Annotated in this window: 16 protein-coding genes; 10 read left to right on the forward strand and 6 right to left on the reverse strand. The window is 71.6% G+C overall.

The window, feature by feature from the left end; translation table 11 throughout:
• Nucleotides 1–161: 161 nt before the first annotated feature.
• Genes AB0878_RS45970 through AB0878_RS45985 form a run of 4 tightly spaced genes read right to left on the reverse strand, consistent with a single transcriptional unit; the run spans nt 162 to nt 3,340 of the window.
• A complete protein-coding gene (locus tag AB0878_RS45970) occupies nt 162–1,031 on the reverse strand; it encodes a 1,4-dihydroxy-2-naphthoate polyprenyltransferase (protein ID WP_366589122.1) in 870 nt (289 codons plus the stop codon).
• Between the two features lie 34 nt (nt 1,032–1,065).
• Nucleotides 1,066–1,197, reverse strand: coding sequence for a hypothetical protein (locus AB0878_RS45975; RefSeq protein ID WP_366589125.1), 132 nt, complete (start codon nt 1,195–1,197; stop codon nt 1,066–1,068).
• Between the two features lie 51 nt (nt 1,198–1,248).
• Entirely contained in the window at nt 1,249–2,400 is a 1,152-nt protein-coding gene (gene menE, locus AB0878_RS45980; protein ID WP_366589127.1) for an o-succinylbenzoate--CoA ligase, read from the reverse strand.
• A 16-nt stretch (nt 2,401–2,416) separates the two neighbouring features.
• On the reverse strand, nt 2,417–3,340 hold the full coding sequence (locus AB0878_RS45985; RefSeq protein WP_220245968.1) for a 1,4-dihydroxy-2-naphthoyl-CoA synthase: 924 nt from the start codon (nt 3,338–3,340) through the stop codon (nt 2,417–2,419).
• A gap of 96 nt (nt 3,341–3,436) precedes the next feature.
• On the opposite strand from AB0878_RS45985, the gene menD reads away from it, so the two are divergent.
• Nucleotides 3,437–5,113, forward strand: a complete 1,677-nt coding sequence (gene menD / locus AB0878_RS45990; protein WP_366589129.1) for a 2-succinyl-5-enolpyruvyl-6-hydroxy-3-cyclohexene-1-carboxylic-acid synthase — start codon at nt 3,437–3,439, stop codon at nt 5,111–5,113.
• 3 nt (nt 5,114–5,116) lie between these two features.
• Here the strand turns inward: menD and AB0878_RS45995 are convergent, their stop codons facing one another.
• Nucleotides 5,117–5,842 (reverse strand): phosphotransferase, encoded by a 726-nt coding sequence (locus AB0878_RS45995; protein WP_366589209.1) that lies wholly within the window; start codon nt 5,840–5,842, stop codon nt 5,117–5,119.
• Nucleotides 5,843–5,981: 139 nt separating this feature from the next.
• Between AB0878_RS45995 and AB0878_RS46000 the strand changes: the two genes are divergently transcribed.
• Together AB0878_RS46000 and AB0878_RS46005 are read left to right on the forward strand one after the other, a co-directional pair.
• Entirely contained in the window at nt 5,982–7,499 is a 1,518-nt protein-coding gene (locus AB0878_RS46000; protein WP_366589131.1) for a M1 family metallopeptidase, read from the forward strand.
• A 119-nt stretch (nt 7,500–7,618) separates the two neighbouring features.
• Nucleotides 7,619–8,092, forward strand: coding sequence for a DUF3592 domain-containing protein (locus tag AB0878_RS46005; RefSeq protein ID WP_366589133.1), 474 nt, complete (start codon nt 7,619–7,621; stop codon nt 8,090–8,092).
• A gap of 165 nt (nt 8,093–8,257) precedes the next feature.
• Here the strand turns inward: AB0878_RS46005 and AB0878_RS46010 are convergent, their stop codons facing one another.
• Nucleotides 8,258–9,100, reverse strand: coding sequence for an inositol monophosphatase (locus AB0878_RS46010; protein WP_220245973.1), 843 nt, complete (start codon nt 9,098–9,100; stop codon nt 8,258–8,260).
• Nucleotides 9,101–9,276: 176 nt separating this feature from the next.
• Here AB0878_RS46010 and AB0878_RS46015 point away from each other — a divergent pair, with 176 nt between their 5' ends.
• The 7 genes from AB0878_RS46015 to AB0878_RS46045 all read left to right on the forward strand — a co-directional run bounded on the left by AB0878_RS46015 (nt 9,277) and on the right by AB0878_RS46045 (nt 16,808).
• On the forward strand, nt 9,277–10,395 hold the full coding sequence (locus AB0878_RS46015; RefSeq protein WP_366589135.1) for a glycosyltransferase family 1 protein: 1,119 nt from the start codon (nt 9,277–9,279) through the stop codon (nt 10,393–10,395).
• 3 nt (nt 10,396–10,398) lie between these two features.
• Complete coding sequence (locus AB0878_RS46020) at nt 10,399–11,502, forward strand: glycosyltransferase family 1 protein (RefSeq protein ID WP_366589137.1); 1,104 nt, start codon at nt 10,399–10,401, stop codon at nt 11,500–11,502.
• A 1,068-nt stretch (nt 11,503–12,570) separates the two neighbouring features.
• The gene (locus AB0878_RS46025; protein ID WP_366589139.1) at nt 12,571–13,269 is read left to right on the forward strand and encodes a demethylmenaquinone methyltransferase; all 699 of its coding nucleotides are present in this window, start codon (nt 12,571–12,573) and stop codon (nt 13,267–13,269) included.
• 1 nt (nt 13,270) lies between these two features.
• Complete coding sequence (locus AB0878_RS46030) at nt 13,271–14,563, forward strand: geranylgeranyl reductase family protein (protein WP_366589141.1); 1,293 nt, start codon at nt 13,271–13,273, stop codon at nt 14,561–14,563.
• A 493-nt stretch (nt 14,564–15,056) separates the two neighbouring features.
• Entirely contained in the window at nt 15,057–15,473 is a 417-nt protein-coding gene (locus AB0878_RS46035) for an NADH-quinone oxidoreductase subunit A (RefSeq protein WP_360597848.1), read from the forward strand.
• 4 nt (nt 15,474–15,477) lie between these two features.
• A complete protein-coding gene (locus AB0878_RS46040; RefSeq protein ID WP_204091789.1) occupies nt 15,478–16,026 on the forward strand; it encodes an NADH-quinone oxidoreductase subunit B family protein in 549 nt (182 codons plus the stop codon).
• A complete protein-coding gene (locus tag AB0878_RS46045) occupies nt 16,023–16,808 on the forward strand; it encodes an NADH-quinone oxidoreductase subunit C (protein WP_366589144.1) in 786 nt (261 codons plus the stop codon). Before AB0878_RS46040 ends, AB0878_RS46045 begins: the two co-directional genes overlap by 4 nt.
• The last annotated feature ends 5 nt before the right edge of the window (nt 16,809–16,813 follow it).

The raw sequence follows: 16,813 nt of genomic DNA on the forward strand, positions 1-16,813 counted from the left end.
GTGAGCCGTTGTCAAGGCGGGAAAGCGTGCCTTGACAACGGCTCACCGGCCGCAAGGAGGCTTCGGATCGGGGTGCCGGGGCGGGGCTGGGGGTGCAGGTTTCGTCGCGTGGTTGGGCGGCGGTTGGGTGGGTGGCGGTGTGTGTCGCCTGGGGTGTGTGGTCAGAGGGCGAGTGCGATTGCGCTCAGGACCGCCCACGCGAGCATGGCCAAGCCCGTGTCGCGCAGTGCCGGGATGAGTTCGCGGCCCACCTTGCCGCCGCCGACGGCGCGGATCGACTTCAGCAGCATGGGGGCGGTGATCAGGGCGATGAGCTGGAGCGGGTGCCAGATGCCGAGGATCACCGTCAGGACGTAGGGCACGGTTACCAGGGCGAGGTAAAGGCGGCGGGTGCCCTTGTCGCCCAGGCGGGTGGCGAGGGTGCGTTTGCCCGATTCGATGTCGGTGGGGATGTCGCGGAGGTTGTTGGCCGTCAGCACGGCCGTGGAGAAGGTGCCGACGGCGACGGCGCAGGCCAGGCCGGCCCAGCTGACGTGGCCGGCCTGGACGTAGACCGTGCCCAGGACGCCGGCGAGGCCGAAGAACACGAAGACGGCGATCTCGCCGAAGCCGTAGTAGCCGTAGGGCTTCTTGCCGCCGGTGTAGAACCAGGCGCCGAGGATGCAGACGCCGCCCATGATCAGCAGCCACCAGAAGCCGGTGAGGGCGACGAGCAGCAGGCCCAGCACGCCGGCGAGGCCGAGGCACACCAGCGCCGCCGTGAGGACGGCTTTCGGGGCGGCCGTGCCGGAGCCGACGAGGCGCAGGGGGCCGACGCGGTTCTCGTCGGTGCCGCGGACGCCGTCGGAGTAGTCGTTGGCGTAGTTCACGCCGATGATCAGAGCGAGCGCGACCAGCAGCGCGAGCACCGAACGCCACCACGAGAACGCGTCCAGCGCGATCGCCGCACCGACGCCCGCGACCACCGGCGCGATCGCGTTGGGCAGCGTCCGCGGGCGGGCGCCTTCGATCCACTCACTCACTGTCGCCATGGTCGTTATTCAACGCCATGCGATCTTCACCCGATCAGGAACCCGTGACCTGCCACGTGAGAGTCCCACTGGTGTTCGGTTCGTCGGCCGACGCGGCGCCCGCGCCGATGAGCAGCCCCACCGCAAGAGTCACGACCGCGACGGCCGCCTTGGTCCACCTCGTCATACCCCGAGGCAACCGCGATCACTGGCACCCTGTCAACGATCCGGCGGGATTTCACGCCATCCGTAGGTCGAAGTGGGCTTTGACGGCTGCCCGGTCGATCTTCCCGGGGCCCCGCAGCGGCAGCTCATCCGCGAACTCGATCTGCTTCGGCGTGGCCGCGGCGCCCAGCTCCTCGCGGGCGACGGCCTTGATCGTCTCGGGCGCGACCGGTCCCTCCGCGACCACCAGCGCGACCACGGTTTCACCCCACTGGGGGTCCGGGATCCCGACCACGCAGACGTCGCGCACACCCTTGATCGCGCCGAGCACCCGCTCCACCGACCCCGCCGACACCTTCACGCCGCCGGTGTTGATCACGTCGTCGGCGCGGCCGAGCACCTCCACGCGGCCGTCGTCGAGCAGCCGGCCGCGGTCGGACGTGCGGAACCAGCCGTCCTGGAACGACTCCGCGGTCAGCTCCGGCGCGAGCCGGTAGCCGTGGGCCAGCACGGGCCCGGAGATCCGCAGCCGCTCGTCCGCGTCCGGCTCCACGCGCACCCCGTCGAGCGGCACCCCGTCGTAGACGCAGCCGCTCGCGGTCTCGCTCATGCCGTACGCGGGAACGATCCGCACGCCGGCCTCCATCGCCCGCGTACGCAGCTTCGCGGACGTCGCCGCCGCGCCCAGCACGATCCCGTCGAACGCCTGCGCTGCGGACAGCCCGGCCCCGCCGTCGTCGAGCAGCCGGACGAGCTGCGTCGGCACCAGCGCCGTGTAGCGCGGCCCGGCCTCGGCCAGCACGGGCGCGGCGGCCGCGGCGAACTCGTCCGGCCGGAAGCCCGTGCCGGTCAGGAACGCGGGTTTCGTTCCGGCCAGCCGAGCGCGGACGAGCACCTGCAAGCCGCCGATGTAGTGCGCCGGCGTGGCGAGCAGCCAGTGGCCGGCGCCGCCGAGCCGGGCGTGCGTGGCGGTGGCCGACGACGTCAGCGCGCCCGGTGACAGCAGCACGCCCTTGGGCGCGCCCGTCGACCCGGACGTGGCGATGATCACTGCCGTGTCCGGTTCGACCGGGCGGTCGGGCGCCATCGCGTCGAGGACGCCGGACGCCGCCGGGTCGGCGCTCGAAAGCGGCAGCACGGCCTCGCCACCGTCGAGCGCGGCCGCCACCGCCGTGTCCAGCGTGGACACCGCTTCGGCGCTCCCGTCGAGCCACACCACACGCACAAGGTCCCCCGGAGGATCAGTAGTAGTACGGGACGTCGGACCAGTCCGGGTCCCGCTTCTGCAGGAACGCGTCGCGGCCTTCCACGGCTTCGTCCTGCATGTAGGCGAGCCGCGTGGTCTCGCCGGCGAAGAGCTGCTGGCCGACGAGGCCGTCGTCGATCGCGTTGAACGCGTACTTCAGCATGCGCTGCGCCGTCGGGGACTTGCCGACGATGGCCCAGCCCCACTCCAGCGCCACCTTCTCCAGGTCGGCGTGGGGGACGACCTCGTTGACCGCGCCCATGTGGTGCATCTGCTCGGCGGTGTAGTCGCGGCCGAGGAAGAAGATCTCGCGGGCGAACTTCTGCCCGACCTGGCGGGCGAGGTAGGCGGAGCCGTAGCCGGCGTCGAACGAGCCGACGTCGGCGTCGGTCTGCTTGAAGCGCGCGTGCTCGGCGGAGGCGAGCGTGAGATCGCACACGACGTGCAGCGAGTGCCCGCCACCCGCGGCCCAGCCCGGGACGACCGCGACCACCGGTTTCGGCATGAAGCGGATCAAGCGCTGGACCTCGAGGATGTGCAGCCGGCCGGCGCGTGCGGGGTCGACCGTGTCGGAGGTCTCCCCGCTCGCGTACTGATACCCGGAGCGTCCGCGAATACGCTGGTCACCGCCGGAACAGAACGCCCAGCCGCCGTCCTTGGGCGACGGCCCGTTGCCGGTGAGCAGGACGCAGCCGACGTCGGAGCTCATCCGGGCGTGGTCGAGGGCGCGGTAGAGCTCGTCGACCGTGTGCGGGCGGAAGGCGTTGCGGACCTCCGGACGGTCGAACGCGACGCGGACCACCCGTTTGCCGGAGCGGCTCTCGGCAGAGCGGTGGTAGGTGATGTCGGTGAAGGCGAAACCTTCGACCTCGGTCCACGCGGCGGGGTCGAACAGCTCGGAAACTCGGGCGTCATCCACGTTTGGGAGAATAGGACCTGTGGACATCTCTGCTGTGCCTGATGCCGCCTCCGCGGGAGGTAGCGCGTCCGTGGGCGACTTACCCGGAGCCTGCCGGTGAACCCCTCCACCGCGCAGGCCAGGGTCATCGTCGACGAACTGGTCCGTAACACCGTGTCCCACGTCGTCCTCTGCCCGGGCTCGCGTAACGCGCCGCTGTCGATCGCGCTCTACGACGCGGCCGCGGCCGGCCGGCTGAAGCTCCACGTCCGCATCGACGAGCGCGGCGCCGCCTTCCTCGCGCTCGGCATCGCCGCCCGCACAGGCCGGCCGTCGGCGGTGGTCTGCACCTCCGGCACGGCGGCCGCGAACTTCCACCCGGCCGTGCTCGAGGCCGACCGCGCGGGCGTGCCGCTGATCGTGCTCACCGCCGACCGGCCGCCCGAGCTGCGGTCCGCCGGCGCCAGCCAGGTGATCGACCAGTACCAGCTCTACGGCGACGCCGTGCGCTACTTCGACGAGCTTGCCGTCGCCGAGCGGCGCGCCGGCCAGAACTCCTACTGGCGCAGCCAGATCTGCCGCGCCTGGAACGCCGCCTACGGCGAGTGGCGCAGCGGCCCGGTGCACCTGAACATCCCGTTCCGCGAGCCGCTCGTCCCGGACCTCGACGACGACGGCGAGTGGTACGAATCCACCGAAGGCCGAGCCGACGGCGAACGCTGGACCGAACTGCCCGACTTCGGCGCCCTGCCGTCGTTCGTGGTGCCCTCGGCCCGCCACGGCCTCGTGATCGCGTGCGACACCGGCGTGCAGGCGGCCAGCGAGTGGGCCGAGCAGCACGGCTGGCCGGTGGTTTCGGAAACCGGTGGTCTGGGCCTGTCCGGCTCCACGGCCATCTCGTCGGGCGCGTGGCTGCTGGGCGTCGAGGAGTTCATCTCGCGGCACAAGCCGGAGCAGGTCCTGTGCCTCGGCCGGCCGACGGTGTTCCGGCAGGTCCAGAAGGTGCTCTCGGACCCCGCGGTCGAGGTCCTGCTCGTCCGCCCGGACTCCGACTGGCCCGCGCCGGCGCACAACGTCCGCCAGGTCGGCCAATGGTTCGCCGAGCCCACGAAGCCTGCCGACCCGGAGTGGCTCGCCGGCTGGCAACGCGCCGACGCGGCCGCCGCGGCGGCCGTTTCGTCGGCTCTCGCCGCGGAACCGTGGCCCAGCGGGTTGAGCGTCGCGTCGGAACTGGTGGACGCCTTGCCTCAGGGCGCTCTTCTGGTGGTGGGCTCCTCGAACCCGACCCGCGATGTCGCCCTGGCCGGGACCCTGCGTCCCGACGTGCTGGTCCACCGCAACCGCGGCGTCGCCGGCATCGACGGCACCGTCTCCACGGCCATTGGTGCGGCCACCGTGCACCGCGCGCCTTCGTACGCGTTGCTGGGCGATCTGACGTTCCTGCACGACGCTTCCGGCCTGCTGACCGGTCCCGCAGAGCAACGTCCGGACCTCACCATCGTCGTCCTGAACGACGACGGGGGCGGGATCTTTTCCTTGCTGGAACAGGGCGCGCCCGAACACGCCGACAGCTTCGAGCGTGTGTTCGGCACTCCCCACGGCGCCGACCTGGGCGCGCTGTGCGCGGGCTACCGGGTGCCGCACGTGGTGGCCACCTCGGTGTCGGAGTTCCGCGCCGCGCTGAAGCCCGCGCCGGGCCTGCGCGTCGTCGAGGTGCGCGTGGACCGCTCCCGCCACCGCGACCTGCACGCGCGCCTGCGCAAGGCCGTGGCCTCGGCCGTCGGCCACGGCTGAGGTTCAATCCAGCGCTGCTCGCCACGCGTCCTGGTGGGCGTCGAGGTAGTCGGCGGTCGCCAGCCAGTACGGGCCGTCCTCACGCCAGATCCGTGACCACGGCCGCGTGCCGGCGTTCGCACGCAGGAAGTCGTGCATCGCCCGGGCGCGGCGGCCGAGCGCGGCCGGGAGTTCAGCACGCCGGCGCTCGTCGAGGCCGTAGCCGTCGGTGAACGCGCGCAGACGGGCGGCGGATTCCGCGACCGGCCGGTCGGCGCGCAGGTCCGCGGCGGTCTGCGCGGTGTGGGCGAGGTCCCACACCGTCGAGGCCGGCGCGGTGCAGTCCCAGTCGATCAGCACCCACCCCCGCTCGGCTCGCACGAGGTTCCACGGCGCGACGTCGTTGTGGCACACGAGTTCCTCACGGTCCGGCGGGATGAGCCGCTGCCAGACCGCGCCCGGCGGCGGCACGAAGCCGGCCAGCGCCAGGTGCAGCTCCGCCAGCGTGCGGCCGAGCTCTCGCAGGTCGCCGGGGGAGTACGGGCCGCCCACCTCACCCGGCACGAACTCCAGCACCTGCCGGCCGCGCTCGTCTCGCCCGAGCGGCCGCGGCGCCGCGCGGAAGCCGGCCGAATGCAGGTACCCGAGCAGCGCGTCGACGGCTTCAGTCCACGGCCCCGCCGGGCGCCGCACCGTGTCGCCGACGCGGACGATGCCGCTCGTCATGTTCCCGACCAGCGGTTCTTCCATCACCCGACTGAGTTTCGCCACCCCGTCAAGTGATTACCTTCCGCGGTCCCAGCGGGTAAGAACCTCCCAACGGACGTACCTCGCAACTCGAACCCTGGCTACGTTCGAGCGCGTTGATCACCGTCTGGGAGGAAACGCCATGCGTGGAAGAGGTCGGGCCGGGCTCGGGTTGGTCGCGGCGGGAGTGGTGTCGGTGCTGGTGGCGGGGGTGGCGTCGGCCGCGCCGCAGCCGGGGGCGCCGGGGGTGGGTGATCCGTATTACCCCAACGCCGGCAACGGCGGCACCGACGTCCTGCACTACGACATCCGCCTGACCTACCAGCCGGACACCGACCGGCTGGCGGGCACGACGACCCTGCTGCTCACCGCGACGCAGGACCTGTCGCGGTTCGACCTCGACTTCGCGCTCAAGGCCAAGAGCGTGCTGGTCGGCAACGAGGCCGCGACGTTCGCCAACCAGAACGGCAACGGCGAGCTCGTCATCACGCCCCAGCACCCGTTGCTGAAGGGCCAGACCACCACCGTCGTCGTGGCCTACGACGACACGCCGTCCACCGAGGCCGTCGACGGGTTGCACGGCTGGAAGCACGGCGCGTTCGGCGCGCTGGGCGTCGACGAGCCGCAGAGCGCGCAGTGGTGGTTCCCGTCCAACGACCACCCGACGGACAAGGCCACCTACGACGTCAGCATCGAGGCGCCCGACGGCAACGCGGCCATCACGAACGGGACGCTCGTGCGCAAGACCCAGTCGCGCGCCGGCTGGACGCGGTGGAACTGGCGCAGCACGAAGCCGCAGGCCACGTACCTGACGTCGTTCGTCGTGGGCAAGTACGAGGTCAACCAGTCGACGACGCCGGACGGCAAGCCGTTCATCACCGCGTACGGCTCCGACCTCGGCGACTCCCTCTACGCGGCCAAGGCGAGCGTCGAGCGGACGCCGGAGATCGACGCGTTCCTGGCCACGCAGTTCGGGCCGTTCCCGTTCGAGGCCGAGGGTGGCGTGGTCACCAGCGGCATCACGTTCTCGCTCGAGAACCAGACCCGCCCCACCTACGGGCTGAAGAACTTCCTCAACGGCTCCAACACCACCCTCATCGCCCACGAGAACGCCCACCAGTGGTTCGGCGACAACGTCTCCCTCGGCAAGTGGAGCGACATCTGGCTCAACGAGGGCTTCGCGTCCTACGCCGAGTACCTGTGGTCCGAGCACGAGGGCGAGGGCACCACGGCCGAGCTCGCGCAGTACGCCTACGACTCCTACGCCGCCGACGACGCGTTCTGGCAGGTCCTGCCCGGCGACCCGGGTGAGGAGAACCAGTTCGACGGCGCCGTCTACGACCGCGGCGCGATGGCCCTGCAGGCGCTGCGCACCACCGTCGGCGACGACGCGTTCTTCGCCATCCTGCAGAAGTGGCAGGCCACGAAGGTCGGCGGCAACGGCGTGATCCCGGAGTTCGAGGCGCTGGCCGAGCAGGTGTCGGGCAAGCCGCTGCAGGCGTTGTTCCAGACGTGGCTGTTCACGAAGGGCAAGCCGGCCGTCGGTCCCAACGGTGCCGCGGCTCGGTCTGCTCGGGCGGCCCACGCTCTGGTCAAGCCGAAGTCCTACGACCAGATCCGGGCCAACCACCGCATGCTCGCTGCCGCGGGCGAACGGTGACGCTCTCCTGTACCGATCGTTACCGATCGGACCACAGTCACGGCCGAATGGCTTCGTAGCAACGGTTACGTGCCGAGCGGGCGTCGGCCTGCTTTCGGCCGGATTGGTAGCCTTGCGACGTGACGGTCAGGCGTGAGCGGGCGAGGCGCATCGGATGGTTCGCCGTCCTCGGTGTCGCCTCGCTCCTCACCGTCATGTGCGTGAGCCTGCTCTTCGCGGCGATCCGCAACGACAACGCCATCGAGTCCCACCTCGGCACGGCCACGGCCACCGTCGAGTCCGTGAACTTCGATCGCACGATCATCCAGTTCCAGAGCCCGGACGGCATCGTCCACAGCCCGGCCAACGGCGTCCTGTACCCGTCCGGCCTCCTGGCGGGCCAGCTCGTGGCCATCGAGTACGACGTCACGAACCCCGACCGCACCGCCCGCGTCGCCGGCCGCACCGCGACGCTCACCCTCCTGCCGCTCGGCACGACGATCCTGATCACCTGGCTGGTCGCGGGCCCGCTGATGTGGTGGCTGCGCCGCCTGATCAAGCGCGACCGGGCCGCCCGGGCGGCGACCGAGGTGCCGGAGGTCCCGGTCGCCTGACGCGGCCGCGCTCGGTGGTCTCTGCCGGCGGCGCCTGACCCTCTTGCTGTGCGCCGCGGCCGTTGTCGCGCGGGTGGCTGTGGGCTTCGTGTTCACCCGCCGGCGGGTTCGCCGCGATCAAGCGTAGCGCTCAGGCGACCGTGCCCCGGCCGCCCGAACGCCGCGTCAGGTCGTGGCGACCGTGGCCGTCTCCTGCCACCAGCTCAGCACCTCGTCGGCGACCCCCGGAGCGGCCACCAAGAGGCCGTCTGTCGGCAGCGTCGTGTCTTCGCCGTGCTTGTCCAGCACCACCGCACCGGCCTCGATGGCCATGGCGACGGAGCCGGCGACGTCCCATTCGTGGTAGCTGTGCAGCACCGCCGCGGCCGCGTGGCCGAGCGCGACCTGCGCGATCGACAGCGCGGCCGAGCCCAGCACCCGCACGCCCGCGTGGGCGGCCGCCGCGCGCTCGATGAAGCCGCCCATCCCCGGCCACGGCCCCTTGCGCGCGAGCTCGGTGCAGACGATGGCGCCGGCCGTCACGCGACGGTCGACGAGCTGGATGGGCTTGCCGTTGGCACGGGCGCCGCGGCCGCGGGCGGCGGCGTAGATCTGGGCGCGGTACGGGTCGGCGACCACCCCCACCACCGGCCCGGACGCGTCGATCAGCGCGAGGCTGTACGCGCACCACGGCACGCCGGCGACGTAGTTGGCGGTGCCGTCGACGGAGTCCACGACCCAGCGGTACTCGGCCACGTCGGCGCCGTGGTCGGCGCCGAACTCGTGACCCACCACGGGGATGCCGGGGAACTCGGCCGTCAGCACCCGGCGGGTGTGGCGCTCGAGGATTCTGTCGGTGTCGGTGACCCAGTCGAACGGGGAGTCCAGGGTCGAGGGGTGGGCTCCGCGGCCCGCCGTCGCGGTGATCACGTCGGTGGCGTCGTTGGCCAGCCGGCCGGCCACCTCGAGAGCCCTCGAGAGCAGCCCCGGCTCCACGGGCTGCGACGGCCTGGAGGACAAGAGGGTCATGCCTGCTTAGTCTGGGCCGTCCTGGTTTCCGGGACACGACCTTGAGGTGACATGTCGTGGCGAATCTGTCGACGGACTGTATTCGGACCCGGACGCTTCGGAGTGTTCGAACACCGTTGGCCCATCGGTCACGAAGGATTGGTCCGGTTCGCGCACGCCGGTGCGACAGTGGCCGGGTGCGAGTCGCCATAGTCACCGAAAGTTTCCTGCCCCAGGTGAACGGCGTGACGAACTCCGTGCTGCGGGTCGTCGAGCACCTGGTCGACCGCGCCCACGACGTGCTCGTGGTGGCGCCGGGACCGGGGCCCGAGTCCTACCGCGGCGCACCGGTCGTCCGCATCCCCGCTCTGGATGTGCCCGGCGTGCACTCCCTGCCGATCGGCCTGCCGACGCGCACGGTGCTCACGGCGCTCAGCGGCTTCCGCCCGGACGTGGTGCACCTGGCCTCGCCGTTCGTGGTGGGCGCTCGCGGCCTGGCCGCCGCGCGGCGCCTGCGGGTGCCGTCGATCGCCGTCTACCAGACCGACATCGCGGGCTTCGCCACGTCGTACGGCTTCGGCATCGGCGCGCGCGCCGCCTGGCGCTGGGTGCGCCGCGTGCACTCGCGCGCCGACCGGACGCTCGCGCCGTCGTCCGACTCCGTCGAGCAGCTCCAGCTGCACGGTGTGCCCCGCGTGCACCGCTGGGCCCGCGGCGTGGACATCGACCGCTTCTCGCCTTCGCACGCCGACCCGGCGCTGCGGGCCGAGCTGGCGCCGAACGGCGAGCTGCTCGTGGGCTTCGTCGGCCGCTTGGCGCCGGAGAAGGAGGTCGACCGGCTCGTGTCGCTGGCCGGCGTGCCCGGCATCCGCGTGGTCGTGGTCGGCGATGGCCCCGAGCTGCCCTCGCTGCGCGAACGTCTCCCCGGCGCCGCCTTCCTCGGCGCGAAGTACGGCGACGAGCTGTCGGTGGCCTACGCGAGCCTCGACGTGTTCGTCCACACCGGACCGCACGAGACGTTCTGCCAGGCCGTCCAGGAAGCCATGGCCTCCGGCCTGCCGGTGCTCGCGCCCGACGCGGGCGGCCCGAAAGACCTCGTCCTGCCCGGCCGCACGGGCTACCTGCTGCCCGCCGACCGCGACGAGTTCGGCCGCGCCCTCGTCGAGCGCATCGACGACCTGCGCGACGCGGCCCTGCGGGCGCGGCTGGGGGAGAAGGCCCGCAAGGTCGTACTGGGCCGCACGTGGCCCGCGGTGTGCCGAGAACTGGTGGGGCACTACGAGGCCGTGCAGGACCGGGCCGCGCGCGCGGCCTGAGCGATGCACATCGTCCAGCTGGCGAACTTCTACGGGCCGCGCTCGGGAGGGCTGCGGACCGCCCTGCACCACCTCGGCGCGGGTTATGTCGCCAGCGGGCACCGCGTGACCCTCGTCGTGCCGGGCACCCGGTACGCGGTGGAGACACTGCCCACGGGCGTGCGCCGGTACTCGCTGCCGGCGCCCCGGATCCCCGGCACGGGCGGCTACCGGGCCGTCGACCCGCACCGCGTGCGGTCCGTGCTGCGGCGGCTCTCGCCGGACCGCCTGGAGGTCTCCGACCGGCTGACGCTGCGCGGCATGGGCACCTGGGCGCGTCGCAACGGGGTGCCCAGCACGGTGATTTCCCACGAGCGCCTCGACCGTCTGCTGGAGCAGTTTCTCCTGCCCCGACCGGTCGCGCGGGGCGTCGCGGACGTCGCCAACCGCCGCATGGCCGCCAGCTACGACACGGTCGTCTGCACCACTGCTTTCGCCCGCGCCGAGTTCGACCGGATCGCGGCACCGAACGTCCGTCGGGTCCCGTTGGGTGTCGACTTGGCGACCTTCGCCCCGTCGATGCGCTCGGACTCGTGGCGCCATTCCCTGGCCGATGGGGCGGATGCCTTGTTGGTCCACTGTGGACGATTGTCTCCCGAGAAACACGTCGAGCGCAGCGTGGACACCGTGGCGGAACTGACGGAGTCCGGCGCCCGCGTGCGCCTGGTGATCGCCGGCGACGGGCCTCGAAGACGCGCGCTGGAACGCCGCGCCCGCGGCCTCCCCGTGACGTTCCTGGGCTTCCTCTCCGGCCGCGACGAAGTCGCCCGCCTGCTGGCCACCGCCGACGTGTCGCTCGCCCCGGGCCCCCACGAGACCTTCGGCCTGGCCGCCCTCGAGGCCCTCGCCTCCGGCACCCCCGTCGTGGTCTCCGCCTCCTCCGCCCTGCGCGAAATCGTCCGCCCCGGCTGCGGCGCCGCCGTCGACGACCACGCCCCCGCCTTCGCCACCGCCGTCACCGGCCTCCTGGACAGCCCCGAAGACCTCCGCCGCGCCGCCGCCCGGGCGCGCGCCGAGGAATTCGCCTGGCCGGAGTCGGTGCGGGGGATGCTCGCTGCGCTTGGGTGAGGTTTCGCTTGGGTCGGTTCGGGTTTGGTCCGTGGGGATCAACCCATCCCGGACCAGCCCACTCGGACTGACCCGGGGTCCCAGCCGAACCGCGACCGGTCCCCTCGCACCGCCCAACGGGCACGAGTGGACCGGTCGCGCCGTGCCCGGGTCGCGAGGGGACGGTTCGTGCCGCCTGCTGGGTGCGAGTGGTCCGATCGCGCCGCGTCGGTGGGGCGAGGTGACCGCTCGTGTCGCGCACTGGGGGTACGAAGGGACGGTTCGGGAGATGCGATGAGCGCGATGGGACCGTTCGCGCCGGCCCGCTGGGTGCGAGTGGTCCGATCGCGAACGGTCCAGTCGCGCCGACCCGGCTGCGCGAGTGGACCTTTCGCGCCGGTGGCCGCGCGCGAGAGGACCGATCGCGCCATCCGAGGGTGCGAGGGGACCGTTCGCGCCATCCGAGGGTGCGAGGGGACCGTTCGCGCAGGTTGCTCGGTGCGACGGGACCTTTAGCGCCGCGCGGCGGGCACGAAGGGGCCGCTCGCGGTGTGCAAGCGGCGCGAGTGGACCGTTCGCGCCGTGCCGCACGTGCGAGGTGACCGCTCGTGTCGCGCACTGGGGCACGAAAGGACCGTTCGCGCCGTGCGCGGGTCGCGAGGGGACGGTTCGTGCCGGCCCGCTGGGTGCGAGTGGTCCGATCGCGAACGGTCCACTCGCGCCGACCCGAGCGGCGCGAGTGGACCTTTCGTGCCGTCGTTGGCGCGCGAGGGGACCGATCGCGCCGCGTTGGTGGGGCGAAGGGACCGTTCGCGCCGGTGGTGGCGTGCGAGTGGACCGTTCGTGCCGTTGGCGGCGCACGGGGAGACCGTTCGTGCCATGGCCGAGGCGCGATAGGGCCCCTCACGCCGCGCCAACCGTCGCGATCGGACCCCCGTGACCGCGACGGAGCCCCGCCGTCGCGGCCCGACCCCGCCGTCGCGGTCCCGGACCGGGCCCGGACCGGACCGGGCCCCGACCCAGCCCTCCTGACCAGCGCCTCAGCCACCCTCAGCGTCCAGTCCGCACGCCAGTGTCTAGATTCGAGGCATGCCCCGCGCCAGTCTGGACAAGGATCCGCACGAAGTCGCCGCGATGTTCGATGGCGTGGCGTCCGGTTATGACCGGGCGAATTCGTTCATGACGTTCGGGTTCGACCGGCGGTGGAGGACCACCACGGCGCGGGTGCTGGACGCCAAGCCGGGGGAGAAGGTGCTGGACCTGGCGGCCGGCACGGGCGTCTCGACGGTCGAGTACGCGCGCAACGGCGCCTACTGCGTCGCGGCCGACTTCTCGCTCGGGATGTTGCGGGCGGGACTGCGGCGGAAGCTGCCGATGGTCGCGGCGGACGCGTTGCACCTGCCGTTCGCGGACGACTCGTTCGACGCCGTCACGATCTCCCTCGCGCTGAGGAACTTCGTCGACACCAAGGCCGCCCTCACGGAAATACTGCGGGTGGTCAAGCCCGGTGGCCGACTGGTCATCTGCGAGGTCTCCACGCCCACCTTCGCGCCCATCCGGTTCTTCTACCGGCGCTTCGTCCTGAAGCTGCTCACCTGGGTCGGCAGCCGCTCGTCGACGAACCCCGAGGCGTACTCCTACCTGGCCGAATCCATGCTCGCGTGGCCCGACCAGCGGGCGCTCGGCGAGATCATCGCGAGCGCGGGCTGGATCGAGGTCGAGTGGCTGAACCTCACATTCGGCGTCGTCGCCATTCACCGCGCGAAGAAGCCCTCCGTAGACTCGTGACATGACGATCTCCCGCCGCAGCCCGGACCACGACGCCGAAGTGATCGTGGTCGGCGCCGGACCGGCCGGTTCCACCGCGGCCACGTACCTCGCGCGCGCGGGGGTCGACGTGCTGTTGCTGGAGAAGACCGAGTTCCCGCGTGAGAAGGTCTGCGGCGACGGCCTCACGCCGCGTGGCGTGAAGCAGCTGATCGACCTGGGCATCGACACGAGCGAGGAGAACGGCTGGGTCCGCAACCGCGGCCTGCGCATCCTCACCGGCGACCTCACGCTGGAGCTCGACTGGCCCGACCTCACCAGCTACCCGCCCTACGGCGTCGCCCGCACGCGCCAGGACTTCGACGACCTGCTGGCCAAGACCGCGGTCAAGGCCGGCGCGCGCCTGTACGAGCGCACCACCGTCACCAACGCCATCACCAGCCCGTCCGGCCGCGTGATCGGCGTCGAGGCGAAGGTCGGCCCCGAGAAGACGCCGGTCAGCTACCGCGCGCCGCTCGTGCTGGCGTGTGACGGGGTGTCCGCGCGGCTCGCGCTGAGCGTCGGCATCGAGAAGAACGAGAAGCGCCCCATGGGCGTCGCCGTGCGCCGGTACTACAAGAGCCCGCGCCACGACGACCCGTTCATCGAGGGCCACCTCGAGCTGTGGGACCGCTCCGACCCGCGCAACCCCAAGCTGCTCCCGGGCTACGGCTGGGCCTTCCCGCTCGGCGACGGCACCGTGAACGTCGGCCTCGGCATGCTCTCCACCTCGGCTTCCTTCCGCAACACCGACTACCGCGCGCTCCTGCGCCAGTGGCTCGACGGCACGCCCGAGGAATGGGGCTACCGCGAGGAGAACGCCATCGGCAAGGTCGGCGGCGCCGGTCTCCCCATGGGCTTCAACCGCACCCCGCACTACCGCGACGGCCTCCTGCTGCTCGGCGACGCCGGCGGCATGGTCAGCCCGTTCAACGGCGAAGGCATCTCCGCCGCGATGGAGTCGGCGCAGCTCGCGTCGGAGGTCGTCGTGCAGGCGCTGGCCCGCCGCGAAGGCCCTTCGCGCGAGCGCGCGCTGCAGGGTTACCCGCGCGCCGTCGGTGAGCTGATGGGCGGCTACTACCGCCTCGGCAACGTCTTCGCGAAGCTCATCGGCAACCCCAAGGTCATGCACGCGTGCACCAAGTACGGCCTGCGGATCAACAAGATCCTTCCGTTGGTGTACAAGGGACTTTCCGGCTGCTACGACGCCAAGGGCGGCGACGGCGTCGACCGCCTCATCTCGGCCCTCGCGCGGGTCACGCCCACTCCTCGCTGACCGAGCCGACTACCCCCAGCGACCGGCCGGAGGACCCCGCTCCGGCTCGCTGCCGTCCCACGAGCCGGTGCGCCGATACCCGGCTGGAGCAATGGTTGCCCGGCCGGTCAGGTGGGATACGTCACAAGATCACGTCCGGATTGTCCCCGGCTCATCCGGTAATCAACCCCTAAATCGCTGGTCCCGCGAGTGCGACCGGCGCCGCACCGTCCTGGCCGGGCGGTCAAGTTAGGTAAGCCTTATACCACGGCCCCTAGAGACGGCCGTGTGAGTCGCGTCCTACACTCCCCCCATGCTTGTGAATCGCTTCACATCCACGACGAGTGGCTTGTGAACTATTTCACAAGCACCCCGTGGCCCGGCCACGGGCCGTAAGGGTGCCCTGACCCTCGGCGGTGTGACCCAGCTCCCTTAGGGTGCCGACGAGGAAGCGGACCACCACCCGAGAAGCAACCCGCAGCGGCGCGGAAAGGATGGCGAAGACCCCGTGCTGATGTTGCCCGTGCTGGCGCAGGCCGACCCCAGTGGAGCTGCGGCCGCGCCTGGCCTGAAGGTGTACCTGCCGCTCGTCCTGTTGTTCGTGCTGGCGCTCGCGTTCGCCACCCTGTCGGTGCTGCTGGGCCCGCTCGTCGGCCCCAGCCGCTACAACAAGGCGAAGCTCTCGGCCTACGAATGCGGGATCGAGCCTTCGCCGCAGCCGCTCGTCGGCGGCGGCCGGATGCCGGTGGCGTACTACATCACGGCGATGCTCTTCATCCTGTTCGACATCGAGATGGTGTTCCTCTACCCGTTCGCCGTGAACGCGAACGCGCTCGGTGTGTTCGGCCTGGTGGAGATCGTGCTGTTCATCGTTACGGTCGGGTTCGCGTACGCCTACGTGTGGCGGCGCGGCGGCCTGGATTGGAACTGAAGCCATGGGCCTCGAAGAGAAACTCCCCAACGGCATCCTGCTGGCCAGCCTCGAGGGCCTGGTCAACTGGGCGCGCAAGAACTCCCTGTGGCCCGCCACCTTCGGGCTCGCGTGCTGCGCGATCGAGATGATGACGGTCGGCGGTTCCCGCTACGACATCGCGCGCTTCGGCATGGAGCGCTTCTCCGCCACCCCGCGCCAGGCCGACCTGATGATCGTGGCCGGCCGCGTGACGCAGAAGATGGCGCCCGTCCTGCGCCAGATCTACGACCAGATGGCCGAGCCGCGCTGGGTGCTCGCGATGGGCGTGTGCGCCTCGTCGGGTGGCATGTTCAACAACTACGCCGTGGTGCAGGGCGTCGACCACGTGGTGCCGGTCGACATGTACCTCCCCGGCTGCCCGCCGCGCCCGGAGATGCTGCTCGACGCGATCCTCAAGCTGCACGCCAAGATCCAGGACGAGCCGATCAACGCCCGCCGCGCCGCGATCCGCGCGGCCAGCGGCGCGCGCACCGAGCTGATCCCCTCGTCGATCAAGTACGCGAAGAAGTGAGCCCGGTGGCCGACAACCCCGAAAACGCAGAAACCCCCGAAACCGGTGGCGAGCAGTCCAGCGCCGAGCGCCCCGAAGCCGGTCTCGAGCCGCAGGGCACCACGCCCGCCGCTCCGGTGGAACCCGTTGTCGCCGGCCGCGCCCGCAAGGGCATGTTCGGCGTCACCGGCAGCGGTGACACCTCCGGCTACGGCGGCGTGCGCCTGCCCGCCTACAGCCCGCCCCCGGCCGAGCGCCCGTACGGCGGCTGGTTCGACGAGTTCGCCGACGAGTTCTACGCGGCCTTGGCGGACAACAAGGTTCCGGCCGCGGCGATCCTGCAGACCACGGTCCACCGCGACGAGATCACCTTCTACGTCGACCGCGAGCACCTGCTGGAGGTCGCCCGCGTGCTGCGCGACGACGCCGGCCTGCGCTTCGAGCTGCTGAGCTCGGTGTCCGGTGTGGACTACGGCGTGGACGTGCCGCAGCGCCTGCACTCCGTGTACCACTTCACGTCGATGACCTACCGGCGCCGCATCCGCGTCGAGGTCACCCTCGACGTGGACGACGCGCACGTGCCCTCGCTCGTCGGGCTCTACCCGACGGCCGACTGGCAGGAGCGCGAGACCTGGGACATGTTCGGCATCGTCTACGACGGCCACCCCGCGCTGACCCGCATCCTCATGCCGGACGACTGGGACGGCCACCCCCAGCGCAAGGACTACCCGCTCGGCGGGATCCCGGTCGAATACAAGGGCGCGGAAATCCCGCCGCCGGACCAGCGGAGGTCGTACTCGTGACTACC

It is taken from the genome of Amycolatopsis sp. NPDC047767 (assembly GCF_040704195.1).
Classification (GTDB): Bacteria; Actinomycetota; Actinomycetes; order Mycobacteriales; family Pseudonocardiaceae; genus Amycolatopsis.